Consider the following 18,841-nt stretch of genomic DNA (forward strand, 5'->3'; position numbering starts at 1 on the left):
CGTCGAGCGCGGGCTGTCGCACCGGCACGCCCGCCGCGAGCAGCGCGCGCCGCAGCGGTGCGAGGGACAGCGGCACCGAGCGGACGATCACCGCCATCTCGGACCAGGGAACCCCGCCGGTGAGATGGGCACGCCGCAAATGATCGGCGATCAGGGCTGCCTCTTTGGCAGGCGTGGCGAGCACGCGGACGCGGACCGCCGCGCCGTCGTCCTGCTGGGCCGCCTCGGGATCGGGCGGCGAAAGCCGTTGCGGCGCACTGCCCGGCAACCGGGCCGCGACCCGCGCGACGGCCAGCCGCACCTGGGCGCCGGATCGGTGGTTGTGCCGCAACACGATGCGCCGTTCCTCCGGCGCGCCGGGATCGGCGGCGAATCGAGGGTCGGCGCCGCGGAAGGCGAAGACGCCCTGGTCGGGATCGCCCGCGACGACCGCGCAGTGCGCCGCGGCCCCGATGACGCGAACCAGGGTCGCGGCCTGCGGATCGAGATGCTGCGCGTCGTCGACCAGCAGGTAGTCGATCCTGGACCGTTCGGCGGCAAGCAGATTCGGGTCGCCTGCCAGCGCGTCCAGTGCCGCGCCGATCAGTTCCGCGGCGTCCAGCGCGGGCGCGGTCGCCTCCGGCGCCTCGACGCCGACCGACCAGCGCAGCAGCATGGCTTGCTCGTAGCGTTCCGCGAAGCGGCCCGCCGCTACCCACTCCGGCTTGCCGTGTTCGCGGCCGAGCGCTACCAGATCCTCCGGGCCGATACCACGTTCGGTGGCCCGAAGCATGAGATTGCGCAACTGCTCCGCGAACCCGGCGAGGCCGAGCGCGGGCTGCAACCGCTCCGGCCACAGGCCGGTCGCGCCGTCCGCGATGTCGGCGAGGTCGCCGCGCAGCATCTCGCGGAGCACGGCATCCTGCTCGGCACCGGTCAGCAAACGCGGCGGCGGGTTGCCGTGCGCGGCCGCGTGCCTGCGCAGCACGGCGAACGCATAGGAGTGCAGGGTGCGCACCAGCGGCTCCCTGGTGGCTCCCGGCACGCCGCCTTCGTCGTCGGGGTTCGTGCTGATCGATCGCGCCGTGACGCCGTCGCGCACCGCGGCCGCCGCCTGCTTCGAATGGGTCAGGAGCAGTACCGATTCCGGATCGGCCCCGGCCGCGATGCGAGTGGCCGCGAGATCGGTGAGCAGCGCGGTCTTACCGGTCCCAGGACCGCCGAGCACCTGCCACGGTCGCCATCCGGGGCGCGCGGGCGCGGCGCCCGCCATGGCCTCGAGCAGCGGGCGCACCTCGGCGCCCCAGAGCCGCGCCCTGGGTGCCGTCGCGTTCCGGCGAACAAGTCGCACCGCGCTATCCGATCGCACCACGTCGGCTATTGCAACAGACAGGGCCGACACGCCGTAGGCCCGCTCCGGCCGGAAGTTGTCCACGTCACGGCCACCTCCGCGACACCGGGACGTCGACGGCCCCGGCGGACCGAACGAGCGGACGAGCCGCCCGACCCGACAGAATGGGCCGGTGTCGACTCTCCACGTTCACCGCTTCGGTCCCGCCGAAGGACCGGCCGTGCTCGCCCTGCACGGGCTGACCGGGCACGGCCACCGCTGGGCCGCGCTGGCCGCCGAGCACCTGCCCGATATTCGCGTCGTGGCGCCGGACCTGCGCGGACACGGCCGATCGACGGCGCTGCCGCCGTGGGACTTCGAGACCGTGGTCGCGGACCTCGTCGACCTGCTCGCCGCCGAGACCGAAGGACCGGTGCTGGTGGTCGGCCATTCCTTCGGCGGCGCGGTCGCCGTGCACCTGGCCGCCCGGCATCCGGAGCTGGTGCGCGGGCTCGTCCTGCTCGATCCCGCGATCGCGGAGGACGCGGGCCTGCTCGCCGACATCGCGGCAAGGACCGTCACGCATCCCGACTACGCCGATGTCGACGACGCGCGCCGGGACAAACTCGCCAGCGCCTGGCACGACGTGGAACCGCGGCTGCTGGAGGCCGAGCTCGCCGAGCATCTGACGCCCACCGAACACGGCCGGGTCGGCTGGCGGCTGAACCTGCCCGCCGTCATTTCCTATTGGGGCCAGCTGGCCCGCGCGTTCGTGCTGCCGCCCGCCGAGGTGCCGACGGTGCTCGTGCAGGCGATGAAGGTGCAGCCGCCGTTCGTGACGCCCGAGTTCCGTGCCGCGCTCGCCGCGCATCAGGGATCGCGGCTGACCGTGCACGAGTTCGACTGCGACCACATGGTGGCCCAGGCGCGTCCGGCCGAGACCGCCGCCCTGATCCGCGCGGCTCTGTAGTCGTTCCGGTCTCGGGGAGCCCTTCCGGTCCGCTCCTGCTGTTGACGACCACCGCTCGGCAGGGCACATTTGTCCGGTGCCGACCTCCGACGCCGATATCGAGCGGGTCCGCGAGCTCGTCGCGAGCATTCCCTCCGGCAAGGTCGCCACCTACGGCGATATCGCCGCGGCGGTCGGGCTATCCACTCCCCGCACGGTCGGCTGGATCATGCGGACCGACGCCGCGGACCTGCCGTGGCACCGGGTGCTCGGCGCGGGCGGCAGGCCCGCCGCCCACTTGGCCGACCGCCAACTGCGGCTGCTCGCGGCCGAAGGCGTGCCGATCAGGGACGGACTGGTGGATCTTCGCGCGGCTCGTTTCCGGTTTCCCGAACTTCCGAATCCGCCAAGGCGTTAACGTGGAATCATGCCCACCCGCCTGGCGTGTGTCGTCTTCGATGCGCAGCAGCCGCGCGTCGTCGCGGAGTTCTGGGCGCAACTGCTCGGCTGGTCGGTGACCGTCGACCGGGCGGACCGAGTCGACGTCGCGGCGCCCGATCCCGACGGCATGGACATCGCGCTGACGTTCCTGCCCGTCGATACCGCGAAGGGCGGTAAGAACCGCCTGCACCTCGACCTGGCCAGCCGTTCGCTGGACCATCAGCGGGTCCAGGTGGACCGGGCGCTGGTGCTCGGGGCGCGGCACATCGACATCGGGCAGGGCGGGGTGCCGTGGGCGGTGCTCGCCGACCCCGAGGGCAACGAATTCTGCGTCCTCGAGCCGCGGGAGCAGTACGTGGACACCGGCGCGGTGGCGGCGATCGTGATGGACACCCACGAACCGGCGCGGCTCGCTGGCTTCTGGTCGGCCGCCTCTGGCTGGCCGGTCGCGCATTCGGGCCCGCACGTGGCGGGGCTGCGTTCGGCGACAGGGCTGGGGTCCTGGCTGGAGTTCGTCCGCACCCCGGACGCGAAGAGCGGACGCAACCGGCTGCACCTCGATCTCGCGGCGTTTCCCACCGACGATCCCGCGGGCGAGGCGGCGCGGCTGCTGGCGGCGGGCGCCGTCCCGCTCGGCGACGTCGGACCGAAGGCCGTGTTCGCCGACCCCGAGACCAACGAGTTCTGCCTGCTGCGCCATTCGCCCGACCTGTCGCGGGTCTGAGCTCGGGATCGCCCCGCCGACGGGCTGCCTGCGTCGCGGGCCGAGCGCCCGAATTAGCATTTCGGGCATGGTGTACCTCGCTGCGGAGCCAATCCGGTGACAGCCGCCGACGCGATCGTGCTCGCGGGCGGACGCGCCAGCCGCATGGGCGGGGTGGACAAACCCGCCATCGTGATCGGCGGCCGCTCGATGCTGGACGCGGCGCTCGCGGCGGTCGCGGGTCGCGGGCGCACCGTGGTCGTCGGACCGCACCGGCCGGAGCTGAATCCGGAGATCCGTCAGGTCCGCGAGGTACCGCCCGGTTCCGGCCCCGTCGCCGCGATCGATGCGGGGCTGCGCGCGCTGGCCGGTTCCACCGCGCCGCTCGTGGTGGTGCTGGCCGCCGACATGCCGTTCCTCACGCCCTCGACCATCGCCGAATTGCTCAGGCACGAAGCGGAATCCGGCGCCGAGGCGGTGTTCGCCGCCGACGAGTCCGGCCGCCCGCAGTATCTGATCGGCGTCTGGCGGCGCTCCGCCCTCGGTTCCGCACTCGCCGAACTGGATTCGCTGATCAACCAGCCGATGAAGGCGCTGGTGCCCGCCGACACCAGGATCGTCGCCCTGGCCGGTATCGCCGACTGCGACACCGAGGAAGAAGTGCGCATGGCGCGGGCACTGGCCGCGGACACCACGCCCATGACGCTCGACGAGGCGCGAAACACGCTGCGCGACAGTCTCACCCGCCTCACCGCCTATCGGACGAACCTGCCGAGCGTGCGCGGCGCCGCGCTGGCCGCGCCGCTCATCGCTGCGGATGCGCTGCCCCGCTTCGACGTGTCCGCGATGGACGGGTACGCCGTCGCCGGGGACGGACCGTGGCGATTGCGCCGCGATATCGGCTTCGCGGGCGGACAGCGCCCGGTCGGTCTGCTGCCCGGTGAGGCGGTGCGCATCGCCACCGGCGCGCACGTGCCCGACGGCACCACCACCGTGGTGCGCGACGAGTTCGTGCGGGTGGACGCGGGCGGAACCCTGCACCGGCTGCCCGACACGCCGATCCGTGACGACATCCGCCGCCGCGGCGAGGACCGCGGTCCCGGCGATCTCGTCGCGCCGGAGGGCGCCCCGGTGACCGCCGCGCTGATTTCGGCGGCCGCCAGCGTCGAGGTCACCGAGGCGGCGGTGCGCGGTCCGGTCCGCGCGCGAATCGTCATGACCGGCGACGAGATTCGCAGCGAGGGCCCGCTGCGGGCGGGACAGACCAGGGACTCGATCGGTCCGATCCTGCCCGACCTGCTCGCGGGCTCCGGCATCCGCACCCTGGACCGGGTGCATCTGCGCGACACCCCGAACGGCTTCGACGAGGTCCTCGCCGCCGCCGACGATTGCGATCTGCTCGTCATCGTCGGTGCGACGGGCGGCGGCGCGGCCGATCAACTCCGCGGCGCGATCGCGCGCGCCGAGGCCAGGATCCTGGTCCCCCGCCTGCGGCTGCGTCCGGGCGGGTCCACCGTCGTCGCTGAAACACAATGCGGCACAACCATTCTCGGACTTCCAGGCAATCCTTTCGCGGCCGTCGCCACGCTGCTCGCACTCGCGCCGGCCATCGTCGAGGGACGGACCGGAGCGCACCCGGCCCGCCCGCTGACCGGACCGCTGCACAATGCCGCCGACGTCTCGGGACCGGTCGCGCGCATCGTTCCGGCGCGCATCGCGCCCACCGGCGGCTGGATCGGCGATCCGACCGTGCGCACCGCCCATCTGGGCGGCCTCGTCGACCGAGACGGCCTCGTCGTGGTGCCCGCAGAGGCGTCCGACGGGATTTCCGTGGAATTCCTGGTTCTGCCGCTCTGAAAAACGGCCGCCGACCGGGGCATCTCTACATATTTTCACTCTTCTCTTCCCCGATTGATTCCCGCTCGCTATCGTTGTTTGTCGTTAGGCGAAATCAAATCACTTCGGAAAGGACCGAGTGGAGATGGCTGAAAAGTCGAAGAAAACGCCTAAGAAAATGCCCAAGCAGATGCCCAGGCAGCAGCAACAGCAGCGCCAGGAGCAGGGAATGGGCCGCTCAGGGTCGAATCCCAACGAGCGCATGACCGAAGAGCAGCGCGAGCGCGACCGTGATCGGCGCCACGGTCAAAACTGAATGACTCCGAACTGCGTCTGCCGGTTTCTGCGGAACCGGCAGACGCGGTTCTTTTTCGCACAACATTTTCAATTCGGGCGTATCGCCCGGGTACGGCGCTTGTCACACGGGTTTCGCGCACCCTGCGCCAAACCCTGGTGAGCCATACCTTTTCGATCGTCTACTGAAAAGATGGCAGTTCCATCCTCCGCGCGCGGTTACGAATCCTTCAACGGCGCCGTCGGCCGCACCACCGCCGACTCGACACCCGACTGGACGTATCCGCCCACCGCGCCGGAGGGCGCGCCCAACATCGTCGTGGTGCTGGTCGACGACATGGGCTACAGCGACATCGGGCCGTTCGGCTCCGAGATCGATACCCCGACGCTCGACCGGCTGGCCGCCGGCGGCGTGCGCCTCACCAACTACCACACCACACCGCTCTGCTCGCCGTCGCGCGCCTCGCTGCTGACCGGAATCAACGCCCACCGAGCCGGTTTCGGCTTCGTCGCCAACGCCGATCCCGGCTACCCAGGTCTGCGGCTCGAGCTCGCCGACGACGTGCTGACGCTTCCGGAGATCCTGCGCCACAACGGATACGCCACCTACGCGGTGGGCAAATGGCATCTGGTGCGCGACGCCACGATGAACCCCGCGGCGCACCGGGATTCGTGGCCTACCCAGCGCGGGTTCGACCGGTACTACGGTTCGCTGGAGGGGCTGAACTCCTTCTACTACCCGAACCAGCTGGTCTCCGACAGCTCGGTGGTGGACGTCGAGCAGTACCCGGACGGCTACTACCTCACCGACGACCTGACCGACAAGGCGATCGGCTACATCAAGGATCTGCGCGCGCACGACGCGACCAAACCGTTCTTCCTCTACTTCGCGCACGTCGCCATGCACGGGCCTCTGCAAGCCAAGCCCGTGGATCTCGCCAAGTATCGCGGCCGCTACGCCGCGGGCTGGGACGAGTTGCGCCGCAGCAGGTTCGCCGCCCAGCTCGCCGCGGGTATCTTCCCGCCGGGTACCCAGCAGAAGCCGCGCAATACGGAACCGGGTTACGAAGCGGCCGAATGGGATTCGCTCACCGACGACGAGCGCCGCCGATTCGCCAGGTACATGGAGGTCTACGCCGCGATGGTCGACAGCATCGACCAGAGCGTCGGCCGCATCATCGACACACTGGAACAGCTCGGCGAATTGGACAACACCATCGTGGTGTTCACCTCGGACAACGGCGGCACCGCCGAGGGCGGGCCGGAGGGCACCCGCAGCTACTTCGCCGAGTTCGCGCACATCGACGACCCCGACTGGATCGGCGACGTGCCGCACGACGAGGAGCTGATCGGCACCGAACGGCTCGGCGTGCACTACCCGCGCGGCTGGGGCCAAGCCTCCAACACGCCGTTCCGCTTCTACAAGGGCCAGACGTTCGCGGGCGGCGTGCGGGTGCCGCTGCTCGTCTCGTGGCCGAAGGGGCTGCCGCGCGCGGCGGCCGACGACGGCATCCGCCACCAGTACGCCTACGTCACCGATCTGGCGCCGACATTGCTCGAGCTGGCCGGGCTGACCCCGCCCAGCGTGCGCAACGGCCTGCCCGCCAAGGACTTCGACGGCGTATCGGCCGCCGACTTGCTGCGCGATCCACAGGCGACGACGCGGCACACCGAGCAGTACTCGGAGATAACCGGTCACCGCGGCTTCTACCGTGACGGATGGAAACTGCTGTCGCTGCACGAACCCGGCGGCGATATCGACCAGCCGCACTGGCAGCTGTTCGACGTGCGTGCCGATCCGACCGAGCTGCACGACCTTTCCGAGCGTCATCAGGACAAGGTCGCCGAGCTGGCCGCGGCGTGGGACGAATCCGCGTGGGCCAAAACGGTTTTCCCGCTGCTGACCCGCCAGGATCTGGTCGCGCGACGGCCGGAGGAAGCCCGCTTCACCGCGCCGGTGCGGCTGCTGGCGGGCACTCCGACGCTGGAGCGCTACCGATCTCAGCGCCTGATCGCCTACCGCGACTTCGAGATCGCCGTCGAGCTTGGCGGTTACCGGCCGGGCGAGGAGGGCGTGCTTGTGGCGCACGGCGATCCGCTTGGCGGCTACCTGGTCTACATCGAGGACGGACGGGTGGTGTTCGGCGTCAACAGCTACGGCGACTACGCCGAAACCGCCACCGAGCCGCTCGCGCCCGGCGTGGAACGGATCACCGTCACCGCTCGGGTGCGGCCGCGGCTGCGCTGGGACTTCCGCGTCGAGGTACCGGGCGGCCCGCACGCGGAGCTGACCGACCGGGTGCAGCTGGTCGGCATGTCGCCGTGGACCGGCATCTCCGTCGGCGTCGACGCGCGCGGCCCGGTGTCGTGGGACCTGCGCGAACGCCGCGGCCCGTTCCGCTACACCGGCGACCTGCGCGCGGTCACCTACACGCCGGGCCGGGTCGGGGTCGCGCGCAGGACCATCGAGGCCGTCGAGCGCGAGGCGGAGTTCGTCGCGGAATGAAAAGCCCTGCTCCACCGACCTTTCGACGCTCCGTCATTACCTCGCGGGTAATCGACGCGCGGCGCGGACGGCGATACGTTCGGCGCACCGCTCGCCCCGCAGCGGCCCACCGCGTCGCAGGGAACGATCATGTCCGCATATGGCTTCGCCCACCTGCGCAGCCGCCGTCCGCACCCGGACATCCTGGAGTACCTGGAACGCATCCAGGACACCCTGGACCCGTTCGATGGCCGGTTCGTGATCCACGGACCGCCGGTCGAGGTAGTGGAAGGCGACTGGCCGGGCAGCATGGTGCTGATCGAGTTCCCGGACATCGCGCGAGCCAAGGCCTGGTATCACTCCCCCGCGTACCAGGCGATCCTGCGTCTGCGGGCCGATCACATCGACGGGGACCTGCTGCTCATCGAAGGCGTCGGCCCCGATTACGACCCGCGCGAACGTGCCGCGAAGCTGCGCGCGGAGTCGGCCGGGCACTGAGCCGGGTGTCGGCCGCCGGGGCCGGTCGGATACCGTTTACCAGGCAGTATGCAGTTCTTCGCGACAAAGGATGCGCCTGAATGGACGACAGTTCCCTGGTCTGGGACGACGGTGCGCTGGTCACCATCGACCAGCGCGGACTGCCGCACGAGGTGCGGGAGCTGCGCCTCGGCACGGTGGACGAGATCATCGAGGCCATCAAGACGCTGGCCATCCGCGGCGCGCCCGCGATCGGGATCGCCGGAGCGTTCGGCGTGGTCATCGCGACCGCCGCGCACACCGTCGACGGCGTCGTGGACGAGGCGCGAGTGCAGGCCGAGGCCGACCGCATCGCCGCGGCGCGGCCGACCGCGGTGAACCTGGCGTGGGCCGTCGAGCGGGTCCGCACCCGTGTTCCGGCGGGTGCCGACGCGGTGCTCGCCGAGACCCTGGACATGCTGGCCGAGGACGGCCGCGTCAACCGGGCCGCCGCCACGCACGCCGCCGACCTGGTGCAGCGGCTGTGCGAGGACCGACCGCTGCGGGTGCTGACCCATTGCAACACCGGCCGACTGGCGACCAGCGCTTTCGGCACCGCGATCGGCGCGCTTCGGGTGCTCGCCGAGCGCGGCGCGATCGAGAACGTGCTGGTCGACGAGACCCGCCCGCTGCTCCAAGGCGCGCGACTGACGGCGTGGGAGCTGGCCGAGGCGGGCATTCCACACCGGCTGACCATCGACTCGGCCGCCGCGTGGGCGATGGCAACCGGCCAGGTCGACTGCGTGCTGGTCGGCGCGGACCGGGTCACCGCGAACGGCGACGTGGCCAACAAGATCGGCACCTACGCCGTCGCACTGGCCGCCCACCGGCACGGCATTCCGTTCGTCGTGGTGGCTCCGGAATCGACGCGGGACGCGAACACGGCCACCGGCCGCGACATCGTCGTCGAGGAGCGAGCCGCGGCCGAGGTGACCGGATTCGGCGGCGTCGCAACGGCTCCCGGGAACACCGAGGTGTTCAACCCGGCCTTCGACGTGACGCCGAGCGAGCTGGTCACCGCGGTCGTCACCGAGAACGGCGTGGTGTACGGCACGAACGGTGAAGCGGAAGAAGATGATTCGGCACCCGGCGCGGAACTCGCCGCCATCGCGAAGGAACTCTACGTACGCGGCTGGATGCCGGGCACCGCCGGCAACCTCTCGGTGCGCGCGGGCGCGACCGCCGTGGTCACCGGGAGCGGACTGTCGAAGGGCGAGCTGACGCCCGCGGACATGGTGACCGTGTCCGTCGAGGACTCCGCCCCGCTGCCGGGGCAGCGACGGAAACCCTCCGCCGAGACCTCCATTCACACCGCGGTGTACCGCACCACCGACGCCGCGGCCGTCGTCCACGTGCACTCGCCGTACGCGACGGCGCTGGCGACCGAAGCGGGCGCGGCCGAGCGGGAAACCACGCTGCGCATCACCGATTTCGAACTCGTCAAGGGGCTCGGTTCCGTCGATCCGACGGCGATCGATATTCCGGTGTTCCCCAACTGGCGCGACGTCCCGCGCATCGGCGCCGATATCGAACGCTATCTGCGCGACAACCCCACCGCCCCACCCGTGTTGTGCATCGCCGGGCACGGCATCACCACCTGGGGGGAGAATCTCTCCCGGGCACGTGATCGCGCCGAATGCCTGGAAGCCCTGTGCGAGCTGGTGATTCGCACCGGGCGCAGGCACGCCTTCGCCACCCTCGCCGAGCGACTCGAGATTGGACTGACATGACCCTGCTCCAGGTGATGCCCGCCGGCAACGCCGCCGATGTGCGCGTGCGGACCACCGACGACGCCGTGATCGCCGCCGAGCTCGCGGCGCGCGGCATCACGTTCGACCGCTGGCCCGCACTCGTCGACGCCACGGCGACCTCTTCGGACGACCTGCTGGCCCACTACGCCGATCGGGTCGCCCAGCTGAACGACTCCGGCCGCTACAAGCACATCGATATCGCGCGCATCCACCCCGACGACGCCAACCCCGAATGGCCCGCGATCGCCAAGGGCGCCCGCGAGAAGTTCCTGAACGAGCACCGGCACGCCGAGGACGAAGTGCGCTACTTCGCGGCAGGCCGCGGCTGCTTCTACCTGCACCTGGGTGAGGAGGTGCTCGCGGTGGTCTGCGAGGGCGGCGATCTGCTCTCGGTCCCCGCGGGCACGCTGCACTGGTTCGACATGGGCACCCGCCCCGATTTCATCGCCATCCGCTTCTTCGAGGAGGAGGACGGCTGGGTCGGCGACTTCACCGGCGACCGGATCAGCGAGGGCTTCCCCACGCTCGACGAACTGCTCACCGCGTCGTGACCCGCGCGATCGTCCTCGACATCGAGGGCACCACCAGCCCGACCAGTTCGGTGCGCGAGGATCTCTACGGCTACACCCGGGACCGGCTGCCACAGTGGCTGGCCGACAACAGCGCCGGCGCGGCGGCGCCGGTCCTCGCGGGCGCGAGGGAACTGTCCGGACGCCAGGACGCGGACACCACCGAGGTCGCCGAGATCCTGCGCGGCTGGCTCGGCTCGGACGTGAAGGCGGAGCCGCTGAAGACCGCGCAGGGCCTGATCTGTCACGAGGGCTTCCGCAGCGGCGCCCTGCACGGCGAGTTCTTCCCCGACGTCGCGCCCGCGCTGGCGGATTGGAAGGCGGCGGGGCTGACGCTGTACGTGTACTCGTCGGGTTCGGTCCGCAACCAGCGCGATTGGTTCGATTTCGCGCGCGGCGGCGAGCTCGGCTCGTTGATCAGCGGGTATTTCGATCTGTCCACCGCGGGCCCGAAGCGCGATGCCGCGTCCTACGACAAGATCGCGAGCGCGATCGGCGTGCCTGCGGCGGAGATCCTGTTTCTCTCGGACCACCCGGACGAACTCGACGCGGCCGTCGCGGCGGGATGGTCGGCCATCGGGGTGCATCGGCCCGGCGAGCCCAACCCCCCGCGCCCGCCGCATCGGTGGATCGGCTCCTTCGCGGAGATCGCGCCGGCCTGATTCGTCCGTTTCCGGGCCCCTACCACCCGGACGCGAACAGGTGTGCCGGGTGTCAGGCCCCTGACACCCGGACCTGCTGACGCACGGCGCCGATGCGACCGTGCTGGACCGCGGCGAAGATCCGGCGCGCGTGCACCGCCACCGGGCTGGTCGACCACGGCGCCAGCGCGGTGGTGAACATCAGTTCGCACCACGACAGAGCGGGCACGTCGCCCGCGGCCAGCGTGGCGATGAGCGACATCTCGGTGTCGTTTCCGGCCCATGCGGCCAGCAGCCAGGCCGCGTCCAGACGGCCGAGGAACTCGTCCGCGTCCTCCGGCGGGCCGTGCGGCGTGTCCACCGCGAGGTGCACGGCGGCCGCGATCGCGTGCCGCATCTTGGCGTCGAGGCCGACGGCGTCGTGCAGCAACAGCGCCTCGAGCGCGGCCCGCAGCTCCACGCCGGGGTCCACCGTCGGCTTTCCGCCGATCGGACCGATGTCTCCTGCGTTGCGGATCATGGGCAACCCTTCCTCGATGTCGTTGTTCGTAGGGGTGTCGACTGCGCGTAGATGCCTGCCGGACCTCGGGTCGGGCGCCTCGGCGTCGACCAGACTGACCAACGCGCCGGGATTCCAGTCCAGGCTGCCGAAGACATGGCACCAATCGAGGGCCGGATTGTCCTCCGACCAGACCAGATCCAGCACCAGCCCGGATATGGACGCGGTGCACGCCAGGGTGACGGTATCGATATCCGGTTCGGTTACGGTGAGATGCAAGGTCGCCTCGGCGTGGCCCGCGTCGGCGCGAGCACGGCCCGCCAGCCACACCGCCCGGTTGGCGGCGGCCATCGCCCCCGCGAACCGATCGCCGTGCGGATGGTCGGCGTCGCCGTCCAGAAACGGCCCGTACCACAGCGCTCGTCCCTCCTCGCCACACACCGCGAATGTGCCGTTGGCGCAGTTCGCGGCCGCGGCCAGCGAGATATGCGGTACCAAACCGATGTCATCAACCATGAGCACTCACTCCCCGCAATGTTCGCGCAATCCGTTGTCGTCCGAGATCGAAGCACAGTGTTGCGACTAATTGCCCGACCTCGCCGATAAACGGATCAAATACGTTTCCCGAACCGTTGTCCAGGCGAAGTGGGACTTCCCGCGCGCCCTGTGAGGTACCTACACCACCCAGTGGAAGTACCACCACGTCGGTTACCCGTTCACGACCACGGCATTTATCCCGCAACGCATTTCGACAGCGTAACCCGAGCGGCGCCGGATACCGCGCACCTTCGCCCGATCATGTTTCACCCCAATAGATTTCACGCACACGCAGACCCACGGCGCGACGATGCAACGCCGCACCGAGCAGTCGGCGGGCGTACGCGGGCCCTGGCGTGCTACGCGAAAACCGCGCTGCCGCTAGGGTTTCACGGCGGACGGAGCGCCGCGGGAGCCGTTGACCGCGGCCCGTAGGCCCGCACCCCGCGACGCCGGGTACGGCGTGCGGATGCCGAGGAAGAATTGAATGCGGCCGGGGTGGCTCCCGGAATCCACCCGGAACAGCTGTACATCCAGGCTGAAGTGCTCGCCCGTTTCGATATCGCGCAACCGCATTTGCGGGCTTTCCCGGCCGTACGCGGTGCCGCCCGCCGCCCACATCCGGCGAAATTCGGGATACCGCCCGAGTTCGTCGAGCAATTCGGTGGACCAGTCGCTGCCAGCGGACTGCCCGATGAGTCCGCGCAGCCAGTCGACGGTGAGCGCGGCCTCGCGCTCCCATTCGACCATCACCCTCCTGGACAGCTCGTTGCCGAAGAACCAGCGCAGGATGTTCACGTCCTCGACCAGACCTGGGAAGATCGCAGCGTAGGGGCCGTTGCAGGAAAGAACGTTCCATCGGGTGTCCAGGTAGCCCGCCGCGTTCGGCTCGTGCACCACCAGACCGTTGCGCATGTCCTCGGTGATCTCGGCGCGCAGTTCGGCGACCGTCGGAGCCGACGCCTCGGACAGTCCGGCCAGGTCGAACAGGTGCCTGCGCTCGGCCTCGGAGAGCGGCGCGACCCGATGCAGATATCCGATGAGCGCCTCGACCACCACCTTGGTCGGGTGCGCTCGGTCGCCGCCCTCCAGGTGCGTGATGTAGCTCGAACTCACCCCCGCCGCGAATGCCAGCTTTTCCCTGGATACCCGCCGGTCGTCGCGGAATCTGCGCAACAACCCGCCGAAGGTCGGCGGACGCAGCAGATCTCCTGGGCTGACTTCGGTCGACTTGCGTGACACAGCTATTCGCTCCTATGAAACCGTAGATGTATCAACCATCTGGCTACTTCCAGGTGGCAACGGTGTCGAATCTCCCGAGATGACAGCACCGCGGCCGCGAAGGGGTTGTCCATGGCTCCAATCGTCAATGATTCCGGCTGTTACCCATAGCGGACGATATTAACTGATATCCCTTCTTTATATTCCGCACAAGCTCCGTGTCATGGCTACAATTTGGCAATCTTCGGGGCCGCGAAAAGTGACCTCCGCCACTGCCATTCACATCCAGCCGCCGATTCGGCAACACGCCGGACGAACGGGCGGGTCGGCCTGCGGAGTGCGATTTCGCGCCATTTCCAACCGGTCGGTTTTCTACGTGCGAAATGCGACCTCGCCCAAAGACATTCGAGCGGATCCGATTTCACCGCACCGGAAAGGCGGCCGAGCCGGGAAAGAATCGAGTGCGCATTTCACCCGGCCGCGGCGACCGCCTCGTCGATCCGCCGAGCGCGCGTCTGCGGTCGCTCGGCGGACTCGATCGCACCGACGCGCTGCCCGCGTCGCGAACAGGGAAACGGATCGAAGGCCGCCCGCCCACCCTCCGCCGGATCCTCGGGCACCTCGACCGTCCACTCGGCCGTGTCACGACCCAGGGTCACCGCGACGGTGTCGCCGGGCCCTTGCCGAGCCGCTCGCGAATCGCCTTCAGCACGCCGAGACACGGGCCGCCGCCCATCGACACGATCGAGCCGGTGCACTCGACGCCCTCGAAAGAGGCACACACCGGAATCCGCCCGCCGCCACCGAGGGCAGCGACTACGTCGGCGGATACCGCGATATACGCGCCGCCGCCGCGCGCGGTCTCGATTTCGGCCTCGAATCGCCGCATACGCGCAGCGTAATCACGCCGCCGAAGACCGGTGTCCGATATCGGCAAACGAATGGCGAACCAGAAGACCCTGGACGAATCGGGGTCCGACATGGTAGCCACGACAGCAGTGGGCGGCGCCACAATTCGGCCAGAACAACCCCGTCCGGTTGTGTTAACGATTGTAAACCGCCCGAGAACCCCCGGTTTCCAAAGCTTCACCGGCAAGGCCCCGAAACGCCTGTCCATTGCCGCATTTGACCCGGTCAGCCGTCATCGGCCCAGGTCACGTGAATGTCATGCGAGGACGATCGCAACCGCCCAGTGACCGCCAGGTTGCCGCGACCTCACAACTCACCGGCGGCCATCGCGCGCTGTGAGAGAATCGTTTGGCCGCGCGTCTTCACCTCCTTACAGTCGGTGCAACAGCCCGATTTCACAGCTCGAAGGGGGCGTCGTGGTTAACTCACGCACTCATGTTTCGGCACCCTCCGATCCGGCGGGCCCGCTTACCTCCGACGCCGGCGACGCATTGCTCCGGCTGGGCAAATACTTTCAGCGCGGTGAGGTCTCCGCGGACCAGCGCAGCCTGCACAAGGTGGGCGGCCGCCAGGCCGACGAGTTCTACCGGGACCGCTGGGCGCACGACAAGGTGGTGCGCTCCACCCACGGCGTGAACTGCACGGGTTCGTGCTCCTGGAAGATCTACGTCAAGGACGGCGTGATCACCTGGGAATCGCAGCAGACCGACTACCCATCGGTCGGCGCGGACAAGCCCGAATACGAACCGCGCGGCTGCCCGCGCGGCGCGTCGTTCTCCTGGTACACCTACTCCCCCGCGCGAGTGCGCTACCCCTACGTGCGCGGCACCCTGCTCGAGCTGTACCGGGAGGCCAAGGAACGGCTCAAGGATCCCGTGCTGGCCTGGGAATCCATCGTCGAGGACCCGGAGAAGGCCAAGCGCTACAAATCCGCCCGCGGCAAGGGTGGTTTCGTGCGCGCCGAGTGGTGGGAGGCCGCCGAGATCGCCGCGGCCGCGCACGTGCACACCATCAAGCGCTACGGCCCCGACCGGGTCGCGGGCTTCTCGCCCATTCCGGCCATGTCGATGGTCAGCCACGCGGTCGGCGCCCGGTTCATCTCGCTGCTCGGCGGATCGATGCTGTCGTTCTACGACTGGTACGCCGACCTGCCGGTGGCCTCGCCGCAGGTGTTCGGCGACCAGACCGACGTGCCGGAATCGGCCGACTGGTTCGACGCGGGCTACCTGATCATGTGGGGCTCCAACGTGCCCGTCACCAGGACCCCGGACGCGCACTACATGACCGAGGCCCGATACCGCGGCCAGAAGGTCGTCGTGGTCTCCCCCGACTACGCCGACAACACCAAGTTCGCCGACGAGTGGGTGCCCGCACGGCCGGGAACCGATGCGGCGCTCGCCATGTCGATGGGTCACGTGATCCTGAAGGAGTTCTTCCTCCAGCGCGACACCCCGCGGTTCCTCGACTACGTCAAGCGCTACACCGATCTGCCGTACCTGGTCTGCCTGGACGATCCGGCGGGCTGGGACGCCGAGGGCGTCTACCACCACGACGGCGCGCTGGCGGGCAAGTTCCTCACCGCCGCCGATCTCGGCGAGACCGCCGAGGGCGCGGCGCACAAGCCGGTGCTGCTGGACGACGCCGGAAATCCCGTGGTACCCAATGGTTCTCTCGGCCACCGCTTCACCGAGCGCGACGCGGGCAAGTGGAACCTGGACCTGGGCGACGTCGACCCGCTGCTGAGCCTCTATGGCGCGGAAGGCAATCAGCCCGTCGCGGTGCGCCTGCCGCGCTTCGACACCGACAAGGCGGGCGTGCTGCTGCGCGGCGTGCCGACGATCACCGTCGCGGGCAGGCGGGTGACGACCGTGTTCGATCTGCTGCTCGCGCAGTACGGCGTCGGGCGCGACGGACTCCCGGGTGAATGGCCGACGGGCTACGACGACGCCTCCACCCCGTACACCCCCGCGTGGCAGGAGACCATCACGGGCGTCCCGGCCAAGCAGGCCGAGCGCATCGCGCGCGAATTCGCCGACAACGCCGACCGTTCCGGCGGACGTTCGATGATCCTGATGGGCGCCGGCACCAACCACTGGTTCCACTCCGATCAGATCTATCGCGCCTTCTTCACCCTCACGCTGCTCACCGGCTGTCAGGGCGTGAACGGCGGCGGCTGGGCGCATTACGTCGGGCAGGAGAAGTGCCGCCCGGTGACAGGTTGGTCCACTTTGGCCTTCGGCCTGGACTGGCAGCGTCCGCCGCGCCAGATGCAGGGCACCGTGTTCTGGTACCTGACCAACGATCAGTGGCGCTACGACCCGTTCACCGCGCAGTCGTTCGCCTCACCGCTCGGTAAGGGCGCGTTCGCGGGTCGCACCGCGGCCGACAACATCGCGCTGGCCAGCAGGCTGGGCTGGATGCCGAGCTACCCGACCTTCAACCGCAACCCACTCGACCTCGTCGACGAGGCCGAGGCCGCCGGCGCCACACCGGCCGAGCACGTGGTGGCCGGGCTCAAGTCGGACGAGCTGCGCTTCGCCTGCGAGGACCCGGACGCGCCGGAGAACTTCCCGCGCTGCCTGACCGTCTGGCGCGCGAACCTGCTCGGCTCCTCCGGCAAGGGCAACGAGTACTTCCACAAGCATCTGCTCGGCGCGGACTCCAACCTGCAGGCCACCGACGCGACCGGCGTGCGGCCGCAGGAGCTGGTCTGGCGTGACGAGGCGCCGTCCGGAAAGCTGGATCTGCTGCTCTCCCTGGACTTCCGGATGACCAGCACCACGCTCTTCTCCGACATCGTGCTGCCCGCGGCCACCTGGTACGAGAAGCACGACCTCTCCTCCACGGATATGCACCCGTTCGTGCACGCCTTCTCTCCCGCCATCTCCCCGCCGTGGGAGGCCAAGACCGATTTCGACGCGTTCCATCGGATCGCCCGCGGCTTCTCCTGGATGGCCGAGAAGCACCTCGGCAAGCGCAAGGACATCGTCGCGGTGCCGTTGCAGCACGACTCGCCGGACGCGCTGGCGCAAGCGGGCGGCCGGGTACTGGACTGGAAAGCCGGTGACTGCGAACCGATTCCGGGCAAGACCATGCCGAAGCTGGTGGTCGTCGAACGCGACTACCCGAAGGTCGCGGAGAAGATGGCCGCGCTCGGCCCGCTGATCGACACTCTCGGCGTCACCACCAAGGGCGTCACCACTTACCCCGAAGCCGAGGTGGAGTACCTGGCCGGGGTGAACGGCACGGTGGTTTCCGGTGTGGCGCAGGGACGTCCGTCGCTGGCCAAGGACACCCACGCCGCCGAAGCCATCCTCGCGCTGTCCGGCACCACCAACGGCCGGCTGGCCGTGGAGGGCTTCGAGGCGCTGGAACGCCGCACCGGCACGAAGCTGGCCGATCTGGCCGCCGAGCACGAGGGCAAGCGAATCACTTTCGCCGACACGCAGTCTCGGCCGGTGCCGGTGATCACCTCGCCGGAATGGTCGGGCAGCGAGACCGGCGGACGCAGGTACTCGCCGTTCACCATCAACACCGAACGGCTCAAGCCCTGGCACACCCTCACCGGACGTCAGCACTTCTACCTCGACCACGACTGGATGATCGAGCTCGGCGAGCAATTGCCGATCTTCCGGCCGCCGCTGGACATGACCGCGCTGTTCAGCGAACCCGGCGTGGGTGAGGTCACCGAGAAGGGCGTCACCGTCCGGTATCTGACGCCGCACTCGAAGTGGTCGATCCACTCCGCCTACCAGGACAACCTGCACATGCTCACGCTCTCGCGCGGCGGTCAGTCGATCTGGATGTCGGACAAGGACGCCGCGAAGATCGGTGTGGCCGACAACGATTGGATCGAGGCGATCAACCGCAACGGCATCGTCGTCGCCCGCGCCATCGTGTCCCACCGCATGCCCGAGGGCACCGTGTTCATGTACCACGCCCAGGACCGCGCGGTGGACGTGCCGCGCATCGAGGGCACGCCCGAGGTGAACGACGCGCGCGGCAAGCGCGGCGGCATTCACAACGCGCTCACCCGGATCATGATCAAGCCCTCGCACCTCATCGGCGGGTACGCGCAGCAGTCCTTCGCGCTGAACTACCACGGCCCCACCGGAAACCAGCGCGACGAGGTGACCACTATTCGCAAGCGGTCGCAGAAGGTGGAGTACTGATATGCGTGT

16 protein-coding genes are annotated in these 18,841 nt (G+C 69.4%); 11 read left to right on the plus strand and 5 right to left on the minus strand.

The window, feature by feature from the left end; translation table 11 throughout:
• Positions 1-1,348, minus strand: a 1,348-nt coding sequence (locus NX1_RS20330; protein WP_157119898.1) for a UvrD-helicase domain-containing protein, incomplete at its 3' end; no start/stop codon positions are given.
• 154 nt (positions 1,349-1,502) lie between these two features.
• Here NX1_RS20330 and NX1_RS20335 point away from each other — a divergent pair.
• From NX1_RS20335 to mtnC, 10 genes are all read left to right on the plus strand, one after another.
• Positions 1,503-2,279, plus strand: coding sequence for an alpha/beta fold hydrolase (locus NX1_RS20335; RefSeq protein ID WP_068061780.1), 777 nt, complete (start codon positions 1,503-1,505; stop codon positions 2,277-2,279).
• 76 nt (positions 2,280-2,355) lie between these two features.
• Entirely contained in the window at positions 2,356-2,676 is a 321-nt protein-coding gene (locus tag NX1_RS20340; RefSeq protein ID WP_068061783.1) for an MGMT family protein, read from the plus strand.
• 9 nt (positions 2,677-2,685) lie between these two features.
• Positions 2,686-3,423: a VOC family protein gene (locus NX1_RS20345; protein WP_068061786.1), complete on the plus strand. Its 738-nt coding sequence runs from the start codon at positions 2,686-2,688 to the stop codon at positions 3,421-3,423.
• Between the two features lie 96 nt (positions 3,424-3,519).
• On the plus strand, positions 3,520-5,259 hold the full coding sequence (locus NX1_RS20350) for an NTP transferase domain-containing protein (RefSeq protein WP_084501600.1): 1,740 nt from the start codon (positions 3,520-3,522) through the stop codon (positions 5,257-5,259).
• A 124-nt stretch (positions 5,260-5,383) separates the two neighbouring features.
• Entirely contained in the window at positions 5,384-5,554 is a 171-nt protein-coding gene (locus NX1_RS36435) for a hypothetical protein (RefSeq protein ID WP_157119892.1), read from the plus strand.
• Between the two features lie 171 nt (positions 5,555-5,725).
• Positions 5,726-8,038, plus strand: coding sequence for an arylsulfatase (locus tag NX1_RS20355; protein ID WP_068061789.1), 2,313 nt, complete (start codon positions 5,726-5,728; stop codon positions 8,036-8,038).
• A 129-nt stretch (positions 8,039-8,167) separates the two neighbouring features.
• On the plus strand, positions 8,168-8,515 hold the full coding sequence (locus NX1_RS20360) for a DUF1330 domain-containing protein (RefSeq protein ID WP_068061792.1): 348 nt from the start codon (positions 8,168-8,170) through the stop codon (positions 8,513-8,515).
• 80 nt (positions 8,516-8,595) lie between these two features.
• A complete protein-coding gene (locus NX1_RS20365; RefSeq protein WP_068061796.1) occupies positions 8,596-10,263 on the plus strand; it encodes a bifunctional S-methyl-5-thioribose-1-phosphate isomerase/methylthioribulose 1-phosphate dehydratase in 1,668 nt (555 codons plus the stop codon).
• A complete protein-coding gene (locus tag NX1_RS20370) occupies positions 10,260-10,835 on the plus strand; it encodes a 1,2-dihydroxy-3-keto-5-methylthiopentene dioxygenase (protein ID WP_068061799.1) in 576 nt (191 codons plus the stop codon). The genes NX1_RS20365 and NX1_RS20370 overlap by 4 nt, the downstream gene beginning before the upstream one ends.
• Positions 10,832-11,515: an acireductone synthase gene (gene mtnC / locus NX1_RS20375; protein ID WP_068061801.1), complete on the plus strand. Its 684-nt coding sequence runs from the start codon at positions 10,832-10,834 to the stop codon at positions 11,513-11,515. The genes NX1_RS20370 and mtnC overlap by 4 nt, the downstream gene beginning before the upstream one ends.
• Before the next feature lie 52 nt (positions 11,516-11,567).
• Here mtnC and NX1_RS20380 read toward each other — a convergent pair whose 3' ends face one another.
• The 4 genes from NX1_RS20380 to NX1_RS38060 all read right to left on the minus strand — a co-directional run bounded on the left by NX1_RS20380 (position 11,568) and on the right by NX1_RS38060 (position 14,640).
• Positions 11,568-12,509 (minus strand): hypothetical protein, encoded by a 942-nt coding sequence (locus NX1_RS20380; protein WP_068061805.1) that lies wholly within the window; start codon positions 12,507-12,509, stop codon positions 11,568-11,570.
• Positions 12,510-12,911: 402 nt separating this feature from the next.
• Positions 12,912-13,772 carry a helix-turn-helix transcriptional regulator gene (locus tag NX1_RS20385; protein WP_068061809.1) on the minus strand — a complete coding sequence of 287 codons (861 nt, stop codon included), beginning with the start codon at positions 13,770-13,772 and terminating at the stop codon, positions 12,912-12,914.
• Between the two features lie 449 nt (positions 13,773-14,221).
• Positions 14,222-14,410, minus strand: coding sequence for a YdeI/OmpD-associated family protein (locus NX1_RS38055; RefSeq protein ID WP_245668597.1), 189 nt, complete (start codon positions 14,408-14,410; stop codon positions 14,222-14,224).
• Positions 14,407-14,640 (minus strand): DUF1905 domain-containing protein, encoded by a 234-nt coding sequence (locus NX1_RS38060; protein WP_245668598.1) that lies wholly within the window; start codon positions 14,638-14,640, stop codon positions 14,407-14,409. The genes NX1_RS38055 and NX1_RS38060 overlap by 4 nt, the downstream gene beginning before the upstream one ends.
• 436 nt (positions 14,641-15,076) lie before the next feature.
• Between NX1_RS38060 and NX1_RS20395 the strand changes: the two genes are divergently transcribed.
• Positions 15,077-18,832 (plus strand): nitrate reductase subunit alpha, encoded by a 3,756-nt coding sequence (locus NX1_RS20395; protein WP_084501601.1) that lies wholly within the window; start codon positions 15,077-15,079, stop codon positions 18,830-18,832.
• The last annotated feature ends 9 nt before the right edge of the window (positions 18,833-18,841 follow it).

It is taken from the genome of Nocardia xishanensis NBRC 101358, assembly GCF_001613365.1.
GTDB lineage: Bacteria > Actinomycetota > Actinomycetes > Mycobacteriales > Mycobacteriaceae > Nocardia > Nocardia xishanensis.

Excerpts from the sequence above, each read along its gene's own strand:
- NX1_RS36435 (WP_157119892.1), top strand. The coding sequence starts at position 5,384 with ATGGCTGAAAAGTCGAAGAAAACGCCTAAGAAAATGCCCAAGCAGATG.
- NX1_RS20380 (WP_068061805.1), bottom strand. The coding sequence starts at position 12,509 with ATGGTTGATGACATCGGTTTGGTACCGCATATCTCGCTGGCCGCGGCC.
- NX1_RS20355 (WP_068061789.1), top strand. The coding sequence starts at position 5,726 with ATGGCAGTTCCATCCTCCGCGCGCGGTTACGAATCCTTCAACGGCGCC.
- NX1_RS20360 (WP_068061792.1), top strand. The coding sequence starts at position 8,168 with ATGTCCGCATATGGCTTCGCCCACCTGCGCAGCCGCCGTCCGCACCCG.
- NX1_RS20345 (WP_068061786.1), top strand. The coding sequence starts at position 2,686 with ATGCCCACCCGCCTGGCGTGTGTCGTCTTCGATGCGCAGCAGCCGCGC.
- NX1_RS20365 (WP_068061796.1), top strand. The coding sequence starts at position 8,596 with ATGGACGACAGTTCCCTGGTCTGGGACGACGGTGCGCTGGTCACCATC.
- NX1_RS20370 (WP_068061799.1), top strand. The coding sequence starts at position 10,260 with ATGACCCTGCTCCAGGTGATGCCCGCCGGCAACGCCGCCGATGTGCGC.
- NX1_RS38060 (WP_245668598.1), bottom strand. The coding sequence starts at position 14,640 with ATGCGGCGATTCGAGGCCGAAATCGAGACCGCGCGCGGCGGCGGCGCG.